Origin of the sequence: Lysinibacillus sphaericus (assembly GCF_005217585.1) — a bacterium.
Classification (GTDB): Bacteria; Bacillota; Bacilli; order Bacillales_A; family Planococcaceae; genus Lysinibacillus; species Lysinibacillus sphaericus.
Genome location: NZ_SZPT01000004.1, coordinates 212,278 through 233,506 on the forward strand (window position 1 = coordinate 212,278; position 21,229 = coordinate 233,506).

Below are 21,229 nucleotides of genomic sequence, written 5' to 3' on the forward strand. Positions count from 1 at the left end.
GATAATAGAGAAATAAATTGATTGAATGGTAAAATGTATACAAATATATACATTTTAGGAGGTTTTGCTATGTTTGGTCCTACAATTGAAATGATAAGAGAAGGTAAAAAGATTAAAATAAAGGATCTTTGTGATGGCATAGTGACTCGAGCTGCTTATCATCGTTTTGCCAGCGGTCAAACTGACACTAGTATCCACAATCTATCCTTATTTATGGATAGATTGCATATTTCTCCTAATGAGTTTTTCTTAATTCATAGCGACTATGCGAGTGATAAAGTAGTTTGCTTTTTAAAAGAATTATCTAGAGCATATAGGGTGCAGGATATTCAAGAATTGCGCTCTTTAAGGAAGAAACTAGAGGCAGATTTTACTGGTTTAAAAAATGAACATATGACCGATCTTCTGAATTTCAGGATTTGTAGGTTGTTGGGGCAAGATATTGATGGCAAAAAAAGCAGTTTATTTAAGTATTTAATCAGTACTGAATTTTGGACTCATTATGAGCTAGTACTATTTACAAATAGTATGTATGTTTTTTCATTAGAATTAATCGATGCTATTCTTATACGTTGTATTCAAAGGTTTAATAAATACAGTCAGACTAGGCCTTATGGAAATGAAGGCTTTAGACTTGTAGTCAATGCATTAATTTTAGCCTTTGAACAAAAAGATTCATTTTACACTACTAAATGGATTGATTTATTAAACACCATACAACTAAATGATAGTGATTTCTTTGAAAAAGCACTGTTCAAAATATTTAAAGGGTTTTATGACATCACAATACACAAAGATCAAAATTCCATTTCAGAAGTAATAAAAACAATTGAGTTTGTTGGGCATATAGAAGCCCGCGAACATGAAGTTATGTTTAATCGAATGCTGGACTTCATACTTGAGCATAGCGGATTAGAGAAAGTCCATTCTTTAAAAACATAACTCAATTGAAAACCTCTCTTAATTAAATAATTTTGAGGTGAATCACATGTATGAAATGATGCCCTATATCAATGTAAGAACAGCGAATCACTCAACTAACGAGGAAAATCAAGATCGTTGGTTTGATAAAAAACTTTTTACTAGTTCCAGTAGCTTATATCATCAATTGCAAAGGAATGAGAATTTTAACAAAGCCACACTAGCTAAAAGAAAATATTTAAATAGATCTAGATATAGAGCAACACCCTTCGGCTTATTTTCATCTGTCTACTTCAATACTATAGATGAAGTAAATCATTCAACAAATCAAATGATTATTCAACATGACTTTAAAGTATATACAAGTATTGACTCAGAATGGATAAGTAAATTTATTTCCACTCTAAAAAATGAAAATTTAGCAAGCTTACAGGTTACGTGGAATTCAAATGTGGTCTACCAAAATTCCAATTTTTTATATAATAATTGGACATTAGATGATAAAAAGAAGTTTAATACAAATAAAATTCAAATAAATTCTCTTTTAGAAGCGATTCAAGTCCATGCTAAAAATGCCGTTACTGTTGAAGAGTTAGCCAAAAAACTCGAAGAACAAAATCGTATTCTTTTACCATTTAAAATTTTATTAAATGTAGTGAAACAATTGATCCACGGTGGCTATTTGATTACGGATTTAGACAATTTAACATTTATTCAAGACTTCGAACTTCTAATTCACTATGTTGAAGAGAAAAATTATTCTTTCCCAAAAGATGAGATCAAGCAAATAAGAACTTTAATAAAAAATCAAAATAATTCTATAAGCAAGTTCAATATAGATTCTGTAAACAAGTTGGAAAAACTATTAGCTTCAATTCATAATTGTGAACATTACCTTCGCTTTGATAGTGAAACTAACGTTATTAATCTTGATTTAGATAAAGGTCTTATAGAAAAAACTCTCTTACCTTTCGTTAATTTCCTATCGACTTATGCAATACGGGTACCTGTAAGTGATAGATATCAAGCTGATATCCATTTTTTTAAAGAAAAGTACGGAAATTCAAAAGTAAAGTTTTTAGATTTCTACAAAAACTATCAATTGATTAGAGAGAAAAATTGTTCGCTAGAACGCAAAACTTCAGATTTAGAGAAAAAAATAAAAATGCAATTATTAGCACTAACATCTACGGCAGCATACAGACATTTAAAAGAAATCGACATAGCAAATTTGCATTTTGAAGACCTAAAAATAGAAAGCGAAATTTCTCCAACAATACAAAGTTGTTTTTATTTAGAGAGTAAAAATGGACAACTTAACTTTTCACTAACCCCGTATGCTGGAAATTCGGGACTTGGACGTTTAGAAGGACGCTTTTCTTATATAAATCCAGCCTATTTTACAACAATGAAAAATATTGAAAGAAGAAAAATTGCAGAAGCTAATACAGAGGTCATTACCGTTAAATATATGCCTAAAAATCAACACTACTATAATATTATGAATGATTGCTATGATGGCAATTTAAATCTTCAATATGGAACTGCTGAAAATCAACAATCAGTACCATTAGAGCAGCTCTTTATTAGCATACAAGATAATAAAATAACACTTTCTGCATTATTAGATGGTGGTATCGAAAAAATAGTAAAGTTTGAGCAATATAATGTATCCAATATCGAACATTTTTCCCCACATATTTTAAATGACTTGCTATTTTGGAGTAGCAATTACTACGCAAATATTATGTCGCTACTATTCGATATTCAAAAAATACGGAAAGACTTTATTCATTTTCCAAAGGTTCTCTTTAACGACATTGAATTAATCCCTCAATCTTGGCTAATTAAAAATTATATGGGAGATATTCGCTCACAAGATCAATTTTTCAGCAAGTTTACCGAAATGAAAACGATTTATGAAATACCGGATTCGCTTTTTGTTAGATGTAATGACCTAAGAATATTAATCGATACTAATCGTAAAGAGGATTTAGATATTTTATGGGATATTTATAAAACGGATAAACCTTTTACTATTTACCTTGAAGAAAATTCATTGAACTTAGCAAACTTCATTACGCTTGACTCAGAAGGCAACCATTATATATCTGAGTTTGTTTTTAACTTTGTCGCACAAAAGATTAAGCCTAAGAAACTTGTCCAACTACCCTTGTTTCAAACAAAGGAAGAATTAAATTTAGAAAGAAAAGTTAACTGGCAACATTTTAATATTTATTTACCGCACGAACTCCAAGACGACTTTTTAGGCACTTATTTAAATGAGCTTATTAAAGAGCTAAAATCCAACGGTGCAATTACTAAGTCTTTTTACATTCGTTATTTTGATGATAGACATCATATAAGATTAAGAATTTCTCCAACTTCTCAATTTAATGGAATCGATGAATATCTAGCACAAGGCGTCATAGCCGGAGATATCATCGATTATAGTAGTGGAAAGTACGACCCAGAATACGAAAGATATGGAGGATTGACTACCATGTCGGAGGCAGAGGATTTTTTCTGTGCTGATAGTACGCTTATTCTTAGTTTGTTAGCTTCTTGTTTAGTAGATGAAAAAATAGATAAAGTGGATCATGCTATTTATCTTGTTTTTAAACTACTATCTCTTCATACCAAAGATCTACATCAACAGTTCCGTATTATGGATGATGGTTATTCGAATAAGGACTTTTCAAAAAATTTCCGTGAAAATAGACATAAATATTTGGTATTTAGTGATATTGCTACATCTTCAAATCCTGATCCAGCTCATCATTTTGCTTTCAACAAAGAACAACTGAGCTACTGGGAGCTTCAATTGTCCAACTACTTTAACAAATTATTAAATGAAAATCGATTTGATTTTAATATTATTCGAAGTTTAATACATATGACATGTATAAGACTGTTTGGTATTAAATCAGAAGAGGAAGAATTAGTTGGAAATATGGTTTGGAGAGTTTTAAAACAACGAATTGCTATGAAAAAGAAAGCAACTAACGCTAACCTTATTTTAAACCCAAACTAAAACAAGCATCGTTCTACAATTTATATTTCCATGGAAATAATTTTCTCTTTTTTAGCATGATCTACACGTTTTATTCAAAGAAGAGGAACATGCCATCTTCATTTTTGAGACTGGAGGGATACAAATGGAAGAGCTTGCTTTAAAATTAAACAATGTTCAAATTAGTTTTGGGGACAAGGAAATCTTTGATACTAAGGAATTAACCGTTTATCAAAATGATCGCATTGGTATCGTAGGGAAAAATGGCCAAGGCAAAACGACTTTATTGAATATCATTGCAGGTACGATTACACCTGATAATGGAAAGATTGAACGATTTGTCGATTTCAATTATTTTCAACAAATCGGCGAGCTAAAGGAAGAAACGAATGCTGACTATTTAGATTCCCAACTACTTAGCCGCTTGAACGTTCCTACTAACAGTGTTGAAACACTTAGTGGTGGAGAACAATCAAAATTTCGTTTAGTTCAGTTACTTTCTCAATATAAAATGGGTCTGCTGCTAGACGAACCGACAACGCACGTAGATAAAAATGGCATTGACATAATGATTGAAGAATTAAATTATTACTACGGTACTTTAATATTTGTCAGCCATGATCGCTATTTTATTAATGCAATTGCCACAAAAATCTGGGAAATAGAGAATGGGAAAATCAAAGAATTTAACGGCAATTACGATCAATATCTGGAACAGAAACAACAAGAGAAATTGGAGTTACAAAGAAAATATCAAAAAGTCACAAAAGAAAAAGAACGATTACAAGAAGCTGTAGAAGTGAAAAAGAGTCAGGCAAAGAAAATTTCTATCGTTAGTGAAAAAAACAAACAAAGAAATATCAAACCGAATCGCTTAGCTTCTTCCAAACAAAAAGACACGGTTCAAAAGAGTATGATGAAAACCGTTAAATCAATAGAGAAAAGAATGGATATGTTAGAGGAGATTCATATTGACAAAGATCCTAAACCAATTTCTTTTCCGATAGTGAAAGAGCTTGAAATAAATAATCGTTTTCCAATAATGGGACATAATATTACAGTTACAGCTGGAGACAATATACTTCTTGCAGAACAGGATTTCCAATTCCCACTTGGCAAGAAGATAGCTATAGTAGGAGACAATGGAGTAGGTAAATCAACTTTCTTACACTATATAATGAATAATCAAGATGGTATCACGCTTTCCTCGAAAATTGCATTTTGCACTTATCAGCAAATGGATTATAAACTGAGTGGGGACATAAGTATATTAGAGTATCTTATGAAGATGAGTGAGTATAAAGAAAGTTTTATTCGGGCGATTCTCAGTAACCTTGGCTTTGAAGAAGCCACTATTAGAAAACCTTTACATGCGCTGAGTGGTGGAGAAGCAACACGAATTTCTTTGGCAGCCCTTTTTGCCAAACCTTCTAATGTCCTTATTTTAGATGAACCGACAAATTTTATAGACTTAGCTACCATTGAAGCATTGGAAAAATTTTTACTAGGCTATAAAGGAACAGTGCTCTTTACTACTCACGATCAGCTTATTGTAGAAAGAGTAGCTGACCAAATTTGGGAAATTAAAGATAAAACGTTACAGCTTATCAAGGAAAAATAGAATGAGCCTCTAAGGCATTAAAACCACCCGCGATGAGACGGGTGGTTTTCAAATGAGGAAAGCGTCAAAGATAGAAGTGAAATCATAAGTTCTTTCAAATTAGAAATATAACACCATCAATTCCTGGTCATAATAGTGCCCATTAAATTGAAGGGCATTGCGTTCTAAGCCGTAAACCTCAAAGCCTAATGACTTATATAACTTTTGGGCTGAACTATTATCTGAAACAACTGTTAAGTTTATTTGCTCTAAACCTTCACAACATTTCGCCCTCTTTATTAATTCGCTCATCAGTAATTTCCCTAATCCACCCCCTCTTCCTTCAGGTGCAACATACATACCAAAAACATTCCCTTTATGACTCATTTTTGGACTGTCTTCACGCACAAAAGTTACAATGCCTACCAACGAACCATTGTTATAAAAAGCACCGAGCACAAACTTTTCCGCTGTTGCTTCTATTCGCTCTGCAACTTCTTGTAACGAAACGTTTACTTCACGCTCATATGTGGAACCAAATGCTTCCGGATTATTTCTTAATGCACTTAAACGCACTTCTTGATATACTTGTGCATCTGATTTACTTAAAATACGAATCTCCATAATCTATCCCCTTACCGTTCGTTATCGTTCCATTCATGCATTGAAAATAAAAGTATTAGTAACGGTCTCCCCTGTCTGCATATTTTTTAACATATAGTGATTTTGCGTTACTTCCTCTTGCCCCAATACAATGACAAAAGGAATGTTTTCACGATTTGCTTTATCCATCGCTTTTCTTAATTTTTTACCACTAAGCTCTACTTCAACGCGATAGTCTTTCCGCAATGCTTTTGCTAATACAAGAGACTCTACAGTTGTATGAATGGGAATGATATAAATATCAATTAATGTCTCCTGATTTTTTTGTTCATCTAACATCATGGCTGTAAAAATAACATCTAACCCAAATGAAATACCGACCGTAGCGAACTTTTCGGTTCCCCCTAATAGCCCGCCAATCGCATTATCATAACGACCCCCGCTCCCTATACTGGATGTTATTCGACCATCCCGTACGAACATTTCATAAATAGTTCCCGTATAGATTTCTAGCCCACGAGCAAGCAAAGGATTAAATAGACAATTTTTTGTAATATCAAGCTTATTTAAATAGTGTTCTAATTCTTCCATTTCGGCTACCCCTTCTTGAATCAGAGGCTCATCATATTGGCCGAAATAAGCAAGTGTATTTTTTCTATCGTCTTGTAAAAAATATGCGATTTGCTTTACAACAGCAAGTTGCAAACCTAGCTCTGTTAACTCTGCTAAAACTGCATCATGACCTACTTTTTCAATTTTATCGAGTATTAAAATTACTCGACTTTGCACATCAGCATCTACACCAAAAACACCAAGTAAGCCAACTAATAGCTTACGATTGTTATATTGAATGACAACATCTTGCTCTAGCTTTCCAAAAGCATCTAATGCCATCATCATCAATTCGGCCTCAGCTGCTTGTGAATCAACTCCAACAATATCTACATCACATTGTGTAAACTCGCGAAATCTCCCCGCTTTAATCGGACCATCTCGGAACACTTTGCCAATTTCATAACGTTTAAATGGCAGCGGTAATGTAGGGTTCATTGCAATGACCTTTGCGAATGGAATCGTTAAATCATAACGTAATGCTAGTTCACGTTCTCCTCGATCCGATAGCACATACATCTCTTGTAAAATTTCAGCACCTCCTGCGTATTTAGATGCCATTAAGTTTGTATAGTTTAAAATCGGTGTTTCGAGTGGTTTACACCCATAGGTGATAAAAGTATCTTCTAACGTACGCCGGATTTTACGACGAATACGTTCTTGCTCTGGTAAATAATCTTGCGTTCCTCTAACATTTTGATAATCCATTTTCTTCATCTTCATTGCTCCTTTTTTTAGAAAATAAAAAAACCGTACTAACATAAGCTCCAACTTCGGCTTAGTTATACGATTTCATGAGAAATAGTCTTCCTATTCATTATTAAAAAATTAATAAAGATAGCAAGACTAGTGGATATGATGATGTTGAGTTGCTGAAATTAGACGTTGTAAAAACGACATATAATCTCCTCCATTCAATTATTTGTAACTTTATACCAAACGAATAATTTTGTCAATTCATTATTTTCTAATAAAAGGAATACCTAATGGAGATAGACCCAAGAAGTGGCTGAGACAAAAGAGAAAAAGTGTTAGATTGACTCACTAGTCGTTGGAGCGAAGGCGGTGACTCCAGCTCAGAACAGCACACAATGTAAGACGCGGGCATTCCGCGCGTTAGCGAGGGTTGCGGCTTACTGTGCTGAGCGGAAAGCACCGCCGTAGCGGACAACAACGGCATAGCAAGATTAATTACACTTCTAATTTTTTTTGCAAAAGCAAGAATAGCTAAGTTCTCCATTTAGCAAAAAATCATGAACACCTTTCGTCTATTTCTTAAATTTTTTTAGTTATGTCCCAGCCCCTAGTTAAAACTTTATAGTAACTTTTGATACAGTTCAAATTTCTCTAAACCATATTCACTATAACCTAAATCAACTGTATCAATATACGCAAAATCATATTTTTTATAGAGGTTGATAGCAGGTTGATTTTTTTCATATACATCCAAGCGAATGGCCTTAATATTCATGGCTTTACTATGCTCAATAATAAAATCCATAATTTTTGTGCCAATGCCCTTTTTTAGATAAGCCGGATGTACGGCAAAAGTATGTATAACCAATATGTCTTCAGGAGCTAAATGAATTTTCCAATCCACTTTCGAATAAGCAACCTCCTGCTCACGTCTTAAAATAACCGTCCCTGCAATATGACTTCCATCTTTCAGCACATATAAATTACCTTCCTGTATACCCTTAATTGCCGTTTCTTTTATCGGATATATCCCTTTTTTCCATCCAGGATAATTAATATGTGCATCAAGATAATCGTTTAACTCATTATATAAAGACTCTATTTCTTCTATATGACAATTCGTTCCCTTTTCCATCGTCATCGTTTCAATCCTTTGCTAGTTAGTTAATTATTAAACTTCATTATAGATTAATCTAAATTGGGTCACAATAATCATCCTACCACGGGTTGTGAAAGGACAGCCAAATGGAGGATGAAATTTCTTTTAGAACGGGTAAAGGATACTACAAGCGGCGAGGAAAGATTGGACAAATTGAAAATCAACAGAGGAGTTGTTGTCATGACGTATATGAATATTGGATTGAAGTTATTTTTCGGGTTAATTGCTTTATTACTTGTGACACGTTTGTTGGGCAAAAAAGAAATATCACAGCTTACCCCCTTTGACTTTGTATATTCCATTGTTCTTGGCGGTATATTGGAAGAAAGCATCTATGATAACAAAATTTCAGCTCTTCATGTATGGTTCGCGGTTGCTGTTTGGGGAATGCTGCTGTTCATCATCGAAAATCTATCGAAACGTTCCAATAAATTTAGAGTTCTTCTAAAGGGCGAAACGTCAATTTTAATTAGAGATGGTGAATTTAACTTAAAAGAACTACAAGCGAATCATCTAGAAATGGAGCAGTTACGGATTATGCTACGACAGCAAGGTGTCTTCTCTCTTCGGGAAGTTTGTGATTTATACTTAGAACCTGGTGGTACGGTTAGTCTAAAAAAATATGCTGAATTTGATACTGTCACACCAGCTCTGCTTCATTTAAAAACGAAAGACGACACGATGAACTTCCTATTTGTGGATGAAGGAGAAATTAACGAAGAAATATTAAGGTATACGGGTAAATCCAAAGAATGGTTATATGATGAACTGCGCAAGGAAGGCTTCCCTACAATTCAGGATATTTTGTATGCGGAATGGTCACAGACAGATGGATTTTTCATCAAAACCTATACGAATAACAAAGAAGGTATCCGCAAAGGGAATTAAAATCGTAGGCTTTAGCTTGGTATATTATCAAAGTGAAACTAGGTTTGTTATTTGGGAGATTTAGGGGTAATATATATTGAATAAATTTAACTGTTTGGAAGTATAGAGGGAAACTATGAGAAAAAAAGTTATTGTGTCATTAATGTTAATGACATTCCTTTCTGCTGTAGAAGGAACAATTATTAGTACAGCAATCCCCCGTATTACAAGTGATTTGTCAGGTGTCGAACTTGTTAGTTGGGTGTATGCCATTTATATGCTTGCCACCGCCGTTTCGACCCCAATTTACGGGAAACTAGCAGATTTATTTGGTCGCAAAAAAGTATTACTTATAGGCGCTGCCATTTTTTTAATCGGTTCTGCGCTTTGCGGTGTTGTAACCTCAATGGAACAGCTTATCGTCTTTCGTGCCCTTCAAGGTCTTGGAGCCGGCGCCATCATGCCTATTACAATGACAATTATTGGTGACCTATATAGCGAAGTGAAAGACCGTGCAAAAGCGCAAGGATGGATTAGTGCCGTTTGGGGTGTCTCGGGTGTTATCGGACCATTAGTTGGCGGTTTTTTAGTTGACTCTCTTTCTTGGCGCTACATCTTTTTCTTAAACGTTCCTTTTGGCATTATCGCTTGCTTAATGATTGTCATTTATTACAAAGAATCTATTAGGCCTGCAAAACATCATATCGACTATCTTGGTGCAACAGTGTTCTCATTAAGTGCAATCGCTCTACTTTATGCATTATTAACAGGTAGCAGCAAAAACAACTGGGGAGACATGTCCATTATAAGTCTCCTAATCTTTGCCGTTGTTTCATTTATTATTTTCTTATTGATAGAGAAAAAATCACCAGAACCATTAATTCCGTTAGCCTTATTCTCTAACCGTACATTATCAACTATTAATATATTAACCCTTATCTCTGGTGCTATGCTTATCAGCATTACGATGTATCTTCCTATTTGGAGCCAAGGAGTGTTAGGGAAAAACGCAACAGATGCTGGGCTTATTTTAATGCCCCTACCTGTTATGTGGACAGTTGGTACATTATTCTCTAGTAAACTAGTAGGTCGCTTCAATACGAAACAAATCATTCTACTAGGGGTTAGCGTGCTATCCGTTGCCGCCTTCTCATTATTTACATTATCGACAGAATCACCCGCTTTCCTTATTTATGTTGGGGTTGGATTATTCGGATTAGGCATGGGGCTTGTGACGCCAATTTACATGGTAACAATTCAAACAGCGGTTTCAAATCAAACACGCGGAACAGCCATTGGTTTAAATACATTTATTAATACATTTAGCCAAACGTTAGGAGCTGCAGTTTTCGGGGCGATGTTCAACACGATGATCCATGCACAAGGTATTCAAAACCTAGATCTTGTATCTTCTGGAGGACATGCTGGAACAACAGCACACATAGCGACCAAATCACAAGAGGCATTGGCTTCCAGTGTACATTTTATTTATATGGGTACTTTTATATTAGCACTTGTAACGTTACTAATTGTTTGGTTCTTTTTAAAGCCAGCCCCACAACTTGTGAGCGATAAATAAACTACGAAGAGCTAGCAAGCCCAGAAAGTTTTACGCATTGTAAAATTTTCTGGGCTTATTTACTAAAGCTTTACTCTAGCATTCCTATAATTGAGCTCGAAGTAACTGAAATTTTCGCATCGCCTCTTTGGAACTTGGTAGCCCTATGTTATATATTTGCATAAAAAGCTGTATAAACATTCCAAGAAAAATCCAAGGAATGTTGGTTTAACAGTATTTTGGGGAATTCTATGTTTATCCAAAATCCCATTTAGGAACGTGATTTAGTTTCATATTGCATACTTTATAAGTTTTTAAAGAACTAAGATTATATCGAATTTAATAAGGATAGGGACGTTTCTTCGTTGCTATCCTTATTTTTAGTTCTTATCCGTAATTACTCCAATTGTTGAAGCTTTAATAAAAGGAAGATCATTTAATTGTGATAAGGTTTGTGTATCTCCTGTGACAACTGCGCCATAATATTGCAAGTCATCCGCAGTTAATTGACCGTCTGCACCACTAAGAGTCTCATATAAGCGTTTAAATTCTCCTTGCCAATAGGCTTTGAATTGTTGATTTACCTCAATAGCTCCAATAAAGTGATGAACGGGCTCTTCTTTTTTATCGCCATTTTCATCAAGCAGCGAAAGACCATAGACAGAGTGTTCTGAACGAAGTAAATTGTCTAATACAACTATATCGCCGTTTTCATTTACATATTTATATTGAAAATCATCTGTGTCTTCATTTACATCATCCACCCAAAGCCATGAGAGTGTTACATTATTTGAAATCATTGATTGCACCTCGTCAAATGTATAACCTTGATCAAAAGATAGGGCGACTTCCATGATTTTGTCCTCCCCAATATCATCAAGCAATTTTAAATCATTACGATATGTTTTATATTGCAAAAACGGATAGAAAAACACCATTTCTCGTTGTCCTAATTCATTATAGTGTTGATTTTGTAAATCTTCTTCATGCAAAGTTGGACCAATTAGAATTGGAGATGTAATATCTACCCGATTTAAATTTTCATCTCGGAACAGTCCATATCCAAACCTTTCTTGACCTGTATAAACAACTTTTCCTTCAATGATTTTATAAGTTGTATAACGATTTTCTCCCCCTAAAAATCCTTGATAACGTTCCTGTTTTCCCATAAATTCATTCGGTGCAGATATTTCATAAAATCCACTAGCAGAAAATTGGACAGGGGTTTCCAATTTATGTGTAACAACCCGATTTAAAATGGAACCTACAATGAAGACAACGATTAGAACAATACTGGAGATAATAACCACCCTCCAATTTGCTTTCCACTTTGCTTTTCTTATCGTTTTTTCCATTTTATTAACATCGAAAAGATCATCTATTTTATCGTTGCTCATATCCTTTTTCCTCCCAAATTTTTTTAAAACTTTTTCGTGCACGTTGTAAATACGTCTTTACTTGTGTTTCTTTCACATCTAAAATCTCACTGATTTCTTTATATGATAGTTCCATGTAATACTTCAAAATGAGTAGCTGCTGGAATGTTGGCTGAAGTACACGCAACACTTCTTCCAATTCTCTAGCTTTCTCTTTCGATAATATATTGCTCTCTACATGTTCAAACACTGGCAATAAACGTTCTAAATCTACCTCACTTAACGTAACCATGGATGTATTTTTGTTATAAAGAGAATAGTAGCGATTAATTGCTACTTTAAACATCCATGCCCGTATTTTCTCAGGTTCAATTTGTTGGAGGCATTCAATAGTTTTCATGATGGTTTCTTGTGTAATATCTTCTGCATCTTCTCTCGTAGCTCCAATTTTAATTAGATATTTAAATACAATTTTTGCATGTCCAAGGAGTATTTGCTCCCATATATCATTCAAAACTTCACCAACTTTTGGATATCCATATTTAGTTTGTAGTGATCACTCACCTATATAACAATTGTAAAACAAAAAAGTATACAATTTTTCCAAAATTTTATAAAAATAAAAACATTTAATCATATGAAGTTGACATATGGCTAAATGTTTTTCAAAGATAATGGTCCAATATTGCTTCAAATGCAGGATACCACTCAGCGACAGATGCTCTTACTAATCGACAATATCTGTTGAAGTGGGACTAAAAGGGGCAGCAGGAACGCAAAGTATACTGAAAATAGGACTTGCTTCTCTGGGATATCTTCAAGCAGGGTTCATTATTTTAGGTATCTTAGCTACTTGTTCAGAGTATACGGGTGGACAGATTCGAACTACTTTAACTACGATCCCTTGGCGAGGGTTTCAACTATCCGCGAAGCATTTAGCTTTAGCAATTGTAACCATTCCTATGGCGTTTATTATTTCTGCATCAGGTGTACTATATTCTTTTATTATGATGAGAGACACAGCATTAGTGATTGAAATAGACGCTATGATAAAAACTTTAGTAGGTGCAACCGGCTATCTAACATTAACCACCCTTCTCAGTGCAGCTATAGGTGTTCTACTCAGGCGAACCACTCCTGCTTTAGTGGTACTGCTTGGTCATGATTTCATTGTCGGTATATTATTGAGAGATTTTTTACCCAGTATTAAAAATTATTTTCCGGATACGGCAGGATATTATATGTATATGCCTCCTTCCTCGGATGAAATAAATGTCCTTACAGCAATGCAAGGGACAGGTGTTTCAATGTTATGGACACTGATTTTTATTACAGTAGCTATTGTATTTTACCGTAAACGAGATGCCTAAGTTTAGGTTTCAGCTACTACCCGAAAAATACACAAGTGATTTATTAGCTATACATAATAAACCTAAATTACGTTCCTAAAAGTAAGCTTGGTAAAGATTCAACAATAGGAAATAACTACATTAATGGAGGTAGAAATGGAATCGCAATTAAGTATTGAAAGTAAAGTGAAAAATAATGATGTGAAATCGATGATAGGGTTTCTACTCCTATTTTACTTAGTATGGGCAATTAAAGAATTATGGTTAATTGACTATATTTATTCGTTTGGTGAAATAATTTCTCCATTATTAGAAGCGTTGGTTAAGGGGATCGTATGGATTGTTCCAACTTGGTTATACACATAAAATATTATTTACATACTAACTCATTCGACTAGAATGAACGTTAATGTTAAAAATGGTTTATTTTGGGGAGTCGTTCTTTCACTGTTAGTTGGCTTATATTTTGCTTTTGAAACATATAGCATTAATCAGCAATCATTTCAATTTTCATTATCAATTGATGATTACCTTAATGGTATTCTTATGGCAGGACTAGCCGAAGAAATTGTTTTCAGGGGATTAATTTTACAAGAAATCAATAAAAAAATGGCTTTTCGGAAAGCAAATATTGTAACTGCTTTATTATTTTTGGTCATTCACTACCCAATTTGGATTTACAATGCTGGTTTCTATGATTTCTTAATAGCTGGGACCCATATATATGTTTTTGCAATAGGTTTACTTTTTGGTTTTGTCTATAAAAAGACAGGTTCATTATGGTCGGTTGTGTTGTTGCATGCATTTCATAATTTTTTCTCGTTACCATTATTTAGTGGAAAAATATATTATTAATTAACTAACGTGGTACACTAGTGCTGCAAGGATTTATAATGTATATATCAATAAATAAAAAAACACATCAAAACAAAAAAGAGTTAATCTATAAACGTTTGTAGATTAACTCTGCCTTACTAATTGAACAGTAAAATTTTTTTAAAAGAGCCATAATTTAAAAGTGCCTTCCTCTTTTGCATAAAGGAAGGCACTCGCTTTTTAAGCCTTAAATCAACTGATTTTATATCCCAGCCCTACATAAATTAGATACTAACTTTAAACTAGGGTACAATTAAGTTGTGTACACACAAGGATTAACTGTAAATATATAATAAAAATGTATACCTAAGTACCGATAAAGACCACTAAATCAAAGACAGAACAAATGATAAAATTGTGTGACCTGACCATTTGAAGGATTGTGGACGAAGCGTAAAAAAGCTACTTCAACAGGAGATTCTTCATACCATGAAACATCTTTAAATGGTTCTATTAAAGTATTTTGAGCACATTGAAGTGTGAGAAGTTTATCTACATAAGTACAAGAGTAAAAAAGTATTAATGACTATATCCATTTTTATTTATGATCGTTGCCAGAGACGATTAAACGGCCTAAGCCCCTTAGATTCAGAGCTCAAACCGCTTAACGCATTTATATAATTACTACTGTCTACCCGACAGTGTGGAGTTTAAGGTTTAAAGAAACCGTCACTGCTGGCGGTTGTGACTATTCTTTTATCTCACTCATCATACTAGAACTTCAATTAAAAATTACTGATTGAAATTGGTTAAACGACACGAGTGTAAAAATATTATTTAATACTCGATGAAATAACATGTAACTCACCATTAACCAATTCATAAACAGTATCACAAATATTAGCTACATTATCATCGTGGGTAACAATAATAATTGTAACCCCTTTGTCCTTCAAATCATCAATAATCCCAAGTATTCCCTTTTCTGTTTCTACATCTAAAGATCCTGTAGGTTCATCTGCAATTAGTAACAATGGTTCCTTTACTAATGCCCTAGCTATAGCAATTCTTTGTCTTTCTCCACCTGAAAGATTTAAGGTTTTTTGATATGCGAAATCTTTCATACCTACGGAATTTAGAACTTCTTGTACTTTTTTCTTCTTTTCATCTTTTTTAACCTTTTCATAATTTAAAGGCAAAGCAATATTCTCAAAAACACTTCGATCATCAAGTAAATTAAATTGTTGAGTAATAATACTAATATTTTTTCTTCTATATTCTAATTGCTCATCAAATGATAGGTTGGTAATATCATTATAATTAAAATGAATTTGTCCACTATCGCATTTTGTTAACCCTGCAATTATATTTAACAAAGATGTTTTCCCTGAACCACTTCGTCCCTTAATTGCTATAACTTCTCCATTTTTTATTTGCAAATTCACATTTTTTAAAATTATTGATTGTTTATTCCCGTTCCAATAAGTTTTCTTTACATTAGATAGTGTAAGAAGCATAATTATTTCCCCTCTTCATGGGTCTCGTATCGTAAAAAGTTAGTAATTCCAAATCTGTTTAAGCGATAGATTGGATAGATAGATGATAATATTAGTAATAAGCAGGACATTACGAATAGATAAATATAGATATTAATTCCACCAATCCTTAAATAATACTGAAGAATCAGGATACTCATTATATATGAAATAAAAGTTATAATACTTATTTCAACTAAAAACTGTTGAATTATTTGCTTTTTCGTTGCTCCATTTAATAGATGAACCGCAAATTTTTTCAATCTCTTATTCTGTTGAATCAGAAGGATTAAATTAATAATAACAATTGTAATGACAATTGTTAACAGTAATACGATTCCTACTAATTCAGCATTTGCTTCCATACTTTTCATTAACCCATTGTATTTCTGGAAATGAGGATTTAATCCTATAAACTTATATTCCTCTACCCCAGATTCTTTCGATAAAATTTCTACATGGTCCATCATATTTTTTTCTTGATTTCCAGTATCTCCTGTAACTATGTACCCATTAATCATTGAGAAATATACTCTTTTTTGAAAGATAGCATCTTCTTCATTTATTGGATTACTATAATTCAAATATGGGAGTACAAAAAAATCTTTCAAATAAAATTCTGTTTCATTTTGATAAAATATTCTACTATCAGTGCTAAGGAAGCCCTTAACTTTCACTTTCATATATTTCCCATAAAAATCAATCCATAATTCATCCCCAAGTTTATAATAACCTTGATATTTACTCCCCAATAATATATTCATATATTCTTTATCATTGTTAAAATCTTCAGTTGTGAATGCATGACCTTCTATAACTTCTACATTAAAATATTTCATAGCTTGTTCATTTAATTGTATAGACGGTATAGTTAGAAACTCTCTTCCTTCTAACATCCCGCTTTCAATGCCAAGATTATTTTGGAGTTTATCTGATAAATCTTTAGTGTCAACCTCTGCAAGTATATGTTGGTCAAACATAGCTAAATATTGAAAATTCTTATTCTCATTTAATCCGTTATAAAATTTTTTTAGTGACTCCAAAGAATTTTCAGAACGAAAGAAATTTTGAAAATCTTGAGGTTCATAATATCCATCTATTAACTGATAAATTTTTTTATCCTGATAGATTATACCTAAGTCATTTATTTCATTTTTTAAATGAGAAGAGAAAGAAAAGAACGTGCCTAGAATAATAAGCAAGCTAGACATCGCTATACAGATTCCAAGTGTAATTACTTTATGTTTTTTAAAATAGAACCATAATTCTTTTAATAACACTTATATTTTCCTCCCCTTACTCAAAAACTCCATATAAACAAAAATAAAAATTACCATCATTGCTGAGCATAGAAACAATAAGCAAATCATTATTATTTCAATTGATATCATTTGAAAAACGTTCATTATTCTCCCGAAGATAGTTAACAACAATAAAGCAATTAATATTGATATTGATAAATTTATTAATATTGTTTTCATATAATCTTTTATAATATTGATTTTTCTTACTCCCAGAATAATACAGATATTCAATTTTTGCTTTTCTTGCACATGCCAAAAATACAAATAAAGAATTGAACTGAAAATGATTAAAGTAATAGAACTAATACTAAACATTTTACCAAATGATGTAGAATTAACCGTTTCGGTTAGTCCTCTATTTTCAATATCAACTGTTTCTACAGAGGAGTATTCTTCTAATATCTTATTCTTAATTTTATTTAGCGTTGATTTCTTCGGACCATCTATAACTATTTTGGCATCATCTTTCATAGGAATATCTCTAGAATTTAGGAGGATTAAATAATCTGAGTAACTAGCGTAAGAGGCTCCTGTTACACCTATCACTTCATAAGGGGTGCCTTCAAAATCAACATACTTTAAACCATTATGGGAGTATACATAATCTTTCATTTCTTTACCGATAACAGCAGTATTTCTTTGTTCATTTTCTTTAAAAAACACACCCGATTGCATAGGAGGTGACCAAGAAGTATTAAAATCAATAAAGTGACGAAAAACATTGTTGTATTCTATAAATATTCTGTAATCATATTGGGAGTCTAGCACTTCTCGCCATTTATTCAAATTAGGTTCTTTATCTATTAGTCTAAAATGATTTGAAGTGTAATATTGATTCGATAGTTCATTAATTTCCTTCTGTTTTAGGTTATATATAGTTAAAACAAAAGAAAAGAAAATTAGAAGCGTAAAAATACTAATAAAAATAGTTCTTTTTTGTTTTTTATTCACAGGTTTCCTCTCTTACTTTGTTAATATAAATTTTTAAAGATATAAAAGCCTAACTATAATAAAAATTACAATTAGGCTTAACTTTAATTTAGTCTACGGAATAATAAGTTCTAGCTTCTTCATTTCGAAATGTCTTTAACGAGATATATGGAGAAGTAGCTTCAGATGTACTGGTAGATGATTTCCAGAATTTTCTTCCGGAGGTAGATATTACTGTACCATCAGTCTTCTCCCATTGAGCTGTTGTATAGTGAGGTTGATTTTTCCACACTGTTTTACCATAAACAGCATGGACGTCTTCATTCCCTGAGGCAATTGTTTTTCTTAGTACACTACCTTCATGAGAATCAGGAGTAGAACTAGCAGCTGCAGCAAATCCTGGATTATCAGATGGTGGGGAAACTAAGTCCTCAAAATTTGCACTATATGTAGTTGTAAAACCATCATTGATAAAGTATCCTTGTGATTCACTCCAACCTCCACTGTTTTGAGCATTTTCATTTGCTTGCGCTCCACTAAGGCCACTAGTAACGATTAGTGTAGTAGCAAAAGCTGTTAATATTACCTTTTTCATTTTATCAATTCCTCTCAGATTTTATTTCCTTCATACAAAATATTACCATAATAGTATAATAAATACAAAATATTTCATTAATATATTATTTGAATTAATTTCATAATTCAATTTCCCATTACTAAACACGGACTTTGAGTTTCGTGGTTCCTAATTAAAATCAAATAAAACGAACGATAAGTATGAGATTTTTATAAAAAGTATGAACATTTCCCAGCTATGTTGTTCAAGATTATTTAATATTATTGTTTAAATCTATTCAAGATAAGCCCCTTTACTTTAAGTCAATTTTAAGTAAGAAGTACTCATAAAAAAAACGCCATTCTTTCTGTAAATTCTACAAAAAGAATAGAGTTTTTTTCTGTTAGGAAGTATCCAAATGTTTTAACTTGAGGGGATAAGGACGAACTTCTATATATCATATCAGGTGTGGTAACTAATCTACAATATCTACTGTTACATGCATATCATTGTAATCGCCATCACCAGCATCTTCAAACTCGAAGTTAAGATCATGTCCGCCACTGTTTGGACGTTCTTGCAAAGCACTTTGGATCCACGGTAAACTGCCCGAAAGTTCACCTCTTTTATGCCACCTAGAAACTATAAATGACAGATTTATACTCGTATTATTTTCGGGGGTAGAGAAATCGCTAAGGGATCTACGATAACTATCATTAAAACTTCCCTTAAAAATTGGGGAGTTAGGTACATTGTCAGTTGTATATGTCCATCTATCCATATCATCTTTAAATATCTACTTCAAATACAATTGATTATCTTTCCATTCCAATTGAAAAATATAATATCTCTTTCAAGATTAGATAGGAATTCATGCTACCTATTTGTCTTCCATCCTATAAGACGAGATACGTTCCCATCACTAGAAACATCTTGAATCTTCAACCAAGGTATGTATTCAGAAGTTCGCCTTGTCCTCTACCCGCTTTTACGTATTTTTTAATTTTTTGTTCTGTCCCCTATTTTTTCTTTTAACCACTATTGTCTCCCCTAAAGTAAAATAAAAAATCGTATTTAAAAGGATATTTTATCCTTTTAAATACGATTTTAAACTCTTACCTGGTATATAACTTTTTTGTCCAGTATACACTTTTTTTGTAACTCAACAGTATAAGGACAACATTGGTTGAATGACAATAAAGTTCTTTACTAATAATGAGTAAAACCCTAATTTTTGAACTAAATGATTAAGAAAGTACTAATAAAGTTGTTTACTGAAAAGGTTATTTTACAATTCGGCTAAGTAATAAAGTTTTGCTTTGTTTTCTTTTAACAAATACATAAAAAATACCATTAAGGAATCCCTATCCTTAATGGTACTTGTAGCTTTCTCTACTTTAAATTCAAAATGTCAATGTGTACATCTGATAGGGACAAGAATAAAGGGGTTTATCTTTTTGATAATATTCTTAAAAATATAAAGGATATTTACCACATTAAAGATAATATATTAAAAAGTACATAAAGAGGATTATTGTTAAAAAATTACATTATTTGTATTTGTAATAATTTTAGGTATGACTTCTTCTGTATTTGCAAGTGAGGTTGATAACGAACTAATAGTGGAGCCAATTAATGATGAAGTTCAAATACTTGCGGGTGAGGGAGCTTGTTTAAGTGATAAAACGGGGTTGACGGAATTTGATGGTCTTACTAGCACTGATTTATTAGCACGTTTAATTTAGAAGGAAAACGTGGTGTTGCACATGTTGTGAAAAAATAGAATGAGTAAGAACCTAAATGAATTCGGTGGTAGCACTTATGAGGAGTAATACTTAAAGCAGGAGAATTTGCAGGAATGACAACTTCATCCGCGCGTTGTCATTCAACTGGTACTACAACTTGGAAAGATAGTTTATCTATTGCAGGAAATACAGGTACTAATCCAATTGGTACAACTTTATGGTTTAACGCGATGATACGTACAAAGCAAGAACATTACAATTTTCGTGATATGAAGGATACAGCTTCAATGGTGGTAGTTCTTATAAAAACTTGCTTCGTTCTTTTTCAATCTCTGACCATGTTGAAATGATTTTTTGTGTTTTCTTTAGTAAATCACGATCTACCTCTAAAGAATATTCCTTCTTCTTACCTTTAAATGTTTTTTTAATCTCTGGAGAATTTGCTCCTAGCCACTCTTTATGGCCATACATAAACAACCCCATTTTTGTAAAATAAAAAATCGTATTTAAGGTAACAATTACCTTAAATACGATTATAATCAAACAACTTTATTATCTAAAGGCAATATTTGTAGGTTTGGAATAAAGT

19 protein-coding genes are annotated in these 21,229 nt (G+C 32.7%); 10 read left to right on the forward strand and 9 right to left on the reverse strand.

Annotated elements, in window-relative coordinates:
- Window positions 1-69: 69 nt before the first annotated feature.
- From FC748_RS17235 to abc-f, 3 genes are all read left to right on the forward strand, one after another.
- Window positions 70-942: an Rgg family transcriptional regulator gene (locus FC748_RS17235; protein ID WP_024364037.1), complete on the forward strand. Its 873-nt coding sequence runs from the start codon at window positions 70-72 to the stop codon at window positions 940-942.
- A gap of 46 nt (window positions 943-988) precedes the next feature.
- Complete coding sequence (locus tag FC748_RS17240) at window positions 989-3,955, forward strand: lantibiotic dehydratase (protein ID WP_108030755.1); 2,967 nt, start codon at window positions 989-991, stop codon at window positions 3,953-3,955.
- 124 nt (window positions 3,956-4,079) lie between these two features.
- Complete coding sequence (gene abc-f / locus FC748_RS17245; protein ID WP_108030754.1) at window positions 4,080-5,555, forward strand: ribosomal protection-like ABC-F family protein; 1,476 nt, start codon at window positions 4,080-4,082, stop codon at window positions 5,553-5,555.
- A gap of 99 nt (window positions 5,556-5,654) precedes the next feature.
- On the opposite strand, the gene FC748_RS17250 is transcribed toward abc-f, so the two are convergent.
- The 3 genes from FC748_RS17250 to FC748_RS17260 all read right to left on the reverse strand — a co-directional run bounded on the left by FC748_RS17250 (window position 5,655) and on the right by FC748_RS17260 (window position 8,586).
- A complete protein-coding gene (locus FC748_RS17250) occupies window positions 5,655-6,158 on the reverse strand; it encodes a GNAT family N-acetyltransferase (RefSeq protein WP_108030753.1) in 504 nt (167 codons plus the stop codon).
- A 33-nt stretch (window positions 6,159-6,191) separates the two neighbouring features.
- Window positions 6,192-7,457 (reverse strand): histidine--tRNA ligase, encoded by a 1,266-nt coding sequence (locus tag FC748_RS17255; protein ID WP_193768805.1) that lies wholly within the window; start codon window positions 7,455-7,457, stop codon window positions 6,192-6,194.
- Between the two features lie 607 nt (window positions 7,458-8,064).
- Window positions 8,065-8,586, reverse strand: a complete 522-nt coding sequence (locus FC748_RS17260; RefSeq protein WP_038510015.1) for a GNAT family N-acetyltransferase — start codon at window positions 8,584-8,586, stop codon at window positions 8,065-8,067.
- A gap of 198 nt (window positions 8,587-8,784) precedes the next feature.
- Here FC748_RS17260 and FC748_RS17265 point away from each other — a divergent pair, with 198 nt between their 5' ends.
- Complete coding sequence (locus FC748_RS17265) at window positions 8,785-9,492, forward strand: DUF421 domain-containing protein (RefSeq protein WP_108030835.1); 708 nt, start codon at window positions 8,785-8,787, stop codon at window positions 9,490-9,492.
- A 115-nt stretch (window positions 9,493-9,607) separates the two neighbouring features.
- Window positions 9,608-11,050 carry an MDR family MFS transporter gene (locus FC748_RS17270; RefSeq protein WP_108030751.1) on the forward strand — a complete coding sequence of 481 codons (1,443 nt, stop codon included), beginning with the start codon at window positions 9,608-9,610 and terminating at the stop codon, window positions 11,048-11,050.
- Window positions 11,051-11,409: 359 nt separating this feature from the next.
- On the opposite strand, the gene FC748_RS17275 is transcribed toward FC748_RS17270, so the two are convergent.
- Together FC748_RS17275 and FC748_RS17280 are read right to left on the reverse strand one after the other, a co-directional pair.
- Window positions 11,410-12,426, reverse strand: coding sequence for an anti sigma factor C-terminal domain-containing protein (locus FC748_RS17275; protein ID WP_108030750.1), 1,017 nt, complete (start codon window positions 12,424-12,426; stop codon window positions 11,410-11,412).
- Window positions 12,413-12,919 carry an RNA polymerase sigma factor gene (locus tag FC748_RS17280; RefSeq protein WP_108030749.1) on the reverse strand — a complete coding sequence of 169 codons (507 nt, stop codon included), beginning with the start codon at window positions 12,917-12,919 and terminating at the stop codon, window positions 12,413-12,415. Before FC748_RS17280 ends, FC748_RS17275 begins: the two co-directional genes overlap by 14 nt.
- A gap of 235 nt (window positions 12,920-13,154) precedes the next feature.
- Between FC748_RS17280 and FC748_RS17285 the strand changes: the two genes are divergently transcribed.
- The 3 genes from FC748_RS17285 to FC748_RS17290 all read left to right on the forward strand — a co-directional run bounded on the left by FC748_RS17285 (window position 13,155) and on the right by FC748_RS17290 (window position 14,609).
- Window positions 13,155-13,775 carry an ABC transporter permease gene (locus tag FC748_RS17285; protein WP_238600203.1) on the forward strand — a complete coding sequence of 207 codons (621 nt, stop codon included), beginning with the start codon at window positions 13,155-13,157 and terminating at the stop codon, window positions 13,773-13,775.
- Window positions 13,776-13,910: 135 nt separating this feature from the next.
- Complete coding sequence (locus FC748_RS22345) at window positions 13,911-14,120, forward strand: hypothetical protein (protein WP_238600202.1); 210 nt, start codon at window positions 13,911-13,913, stop codon at window positions 14,118-14,120.
- Between the two features lie 33 nt (window positions 14,121-14,153).
- Window positions 14,154-14,609: a CPBP family intramembrane glutamic endopeptidase gene (locus FC748_RS17290; protein WP_238600201.1), complete on the forward strand. Its 456-nt coding sequence runs from the start codon at window positions 14,154-14,156 to the stop codon at window positions 14,607-14,609.
- A 794-nt stretch (window positions 14,610-15,403) separates the two neighbouring features.
- Here FC748_RS17290 and FC748_RS17295 read toward each other — a convergent pair.
- The 4 genes from FC748_RS17295 to FC748_RS17310 all read right to left on the reverse strand — a co-directional run bounded on the left by FC748_RS17295 (window position 15,404) and on the right by FC748_RS17310 (window position 18,934).
- Window positions 15,404-16,087, reverse strand: a complete 684-nt coding sequence (locus FC748_RS17295) for an ABC transporter ATP-binding protein (RefSeq protein WP_108030748.1) — start codon at window positions 16,085-16,087, stop codon at window positions 15,404-15,406.
- Between the two features lie 2 nt (window positions 16,088-16,089).
- Window positions 16,090-17,385, reverse strand: a complete 1,296-nt coding sequence (locus FC748_RS17300; protein WP_108030747.1) for an ABC transporter permease — start codon at window positions 17,383-17,385, stop codon at window positions 16,090-16,092.
- On the reverse strand, window positions 17,386-18,360 hold the full coding sequence (locus FC748_RS17305; protein WP_108030746.1) for an ABC transporter permease: 975 nt from the start codon (window positions 18,358-18,360) through the stop codon (window positions 17,386-17,388).
- Between the two features lie 88 nt (window positions 18,361-18,448).
- Entirely contained in the window at window positions 18,449-18,934 is a 486-nt protein-coding gene (locus FC748_RS17310; RefSeq protein ID WP_108030745.1) for a hypothetical protein, read from the reverse strand.
- A 1,538-nt stretch (window positions 18,935-20,472) separates the two neighbouring features.
- Here FC748_RS17310 and FC748_RS22150 point away from each other — a divergent pair.
- Both FC748_RS22150 and FC748_RS17315 read left to right on the forward strand, forming a co-directional pair.
- Window positions 20,473-20,640 carry a hypothetical protein gene (locus tag FC748_RS22150; protein WP_167492697.1) on the forward strand — a complete coding sequence of 56 codons (168 nt, stop codon included), beginning with the start codon at window positions 20,473-20,475 and terminating at the stop codon, window positions 20,638-20,640.
- A 113-nt stretch (window positions 20,641-20,753) separates the two neighbouring features.
- On the forward strand, window positions 20,754-20,990 hold the full coding sequence (locus FC748_RS17315; RefSeq protein WP_137102311.1) for a hypothetical protein: 237 nt from the start codon (window positions 20,754-20,756) through the stop codon (window positions 20,988-20,990).
- Window positions 20,991-21,229 lie beyond the last annotated feature (239 nt).

Excerpts from the sequence above, each read along its gene's own strand:
- abc-f (WP_108030754.1), top strand. The coding sequence starts at position 4,080 with ATGGAAGAGCTTGCTTTAAAATTAAACAATGTTCAAATTAGTTTTGGG.
- FC748_RS17260 (WP_038510015.1), bottom strand. The coding sequence starts at position 8,586 with ATGACGATGGAAAAGGGAACGAATTGTCATATAGAAGAAATAGAGTCT.
- FC748_RS17295 (WP_108030748.1), bottom strand. The coding sequence starts at position 16,087 with ATGCTTCTTACACTATCTAATGTAAAGAAAACTTATTGGAACGGGAAT.
- FC748_RS17290 (WP_238600201.1), top strand. The coding sequence starts at position 14,154 with ATGAACGTTAATGTTAAAAATGGTTTATTTTGGGGAGTCGTTCTTTCA.
- FC748_RS17240 (WP_108030755.1), top strand. The coding sequence starts at position 989 with ATGTATGAAATGATGCCCTATATCAATGTAAGAACAGCGAATCACTCA.
- FC748_RS22150 (WP_167492697.1), top strand. The coding sequence starts at position 20,473 with ATGACTTCTTCTGTATTTGCAAGTGAGGTTGATAACGAACTAATAGTG.
- FC748_RS17235 (WP_024364037.1), top strand. The coding sequence starts at position 70 with ATGTTTGGTCCTACAATTGAAATGATAAGAGAAGGTAAAAAGATTAAA.
- FC748_RS22345 (WP_238600202.1), top strand. The coding sequence starts at position 13,911 with ATGGAATCGCAATTAAGTATTGAAAGTAAAGTGAAAAATAATGATGTG.
- FC748_RS17275 (WP_108030750.1), bottom strand. The coding sequence starts at position 12,426 with ATGAGCAACGATAAAATAGATGATCTTTTCGATGTTAATAAAATGGAA.
- FC748_RS17315 (WP_137102311.1), top strand. The coding sequence starts at position 20,754 with ATGACAACTTCATCCGCGCGTTGTCATTCAACTGGTACTACAACTTGG.
- FC748_RS17255 (WP_193768805.1), bottom strand. The coding sequence starts at position 7,457 with ATGGATTATCAAAATGTTAGAGGAACGCAAGATTATTTACCAGAGCAA.
- FC748_RS17310 (WP_108030745.1), bottom strand. The coding sequence starts at position 18,934 with ATGAAAAAGGTAATATTAACAGCTTTTGCTACTACACTAATCGTTACT.
- FC748_RS17250 (WP_108030753.1), bottom strand. The coding sequence starts at position 6,158 with ATGGAGATTCGTATTTTAAGTAAATCAGATGCACAAGTATATCAAGAA.
- FC748_RS17270 (WP_108030751.1), top strand. The coding sequence starts at position 9,608 with ATGAGAAAAAAAGTTATTGTGTCATTAATGTTAATGACATTCCTTTCT.
- FC748_RS17265 (WP_108030835.1), top strand. The coding sequence starts at position 8,785 with ATGACGTATATGAATATTGGATTGAAGTTATTTTTCGGGTTAATTGCT.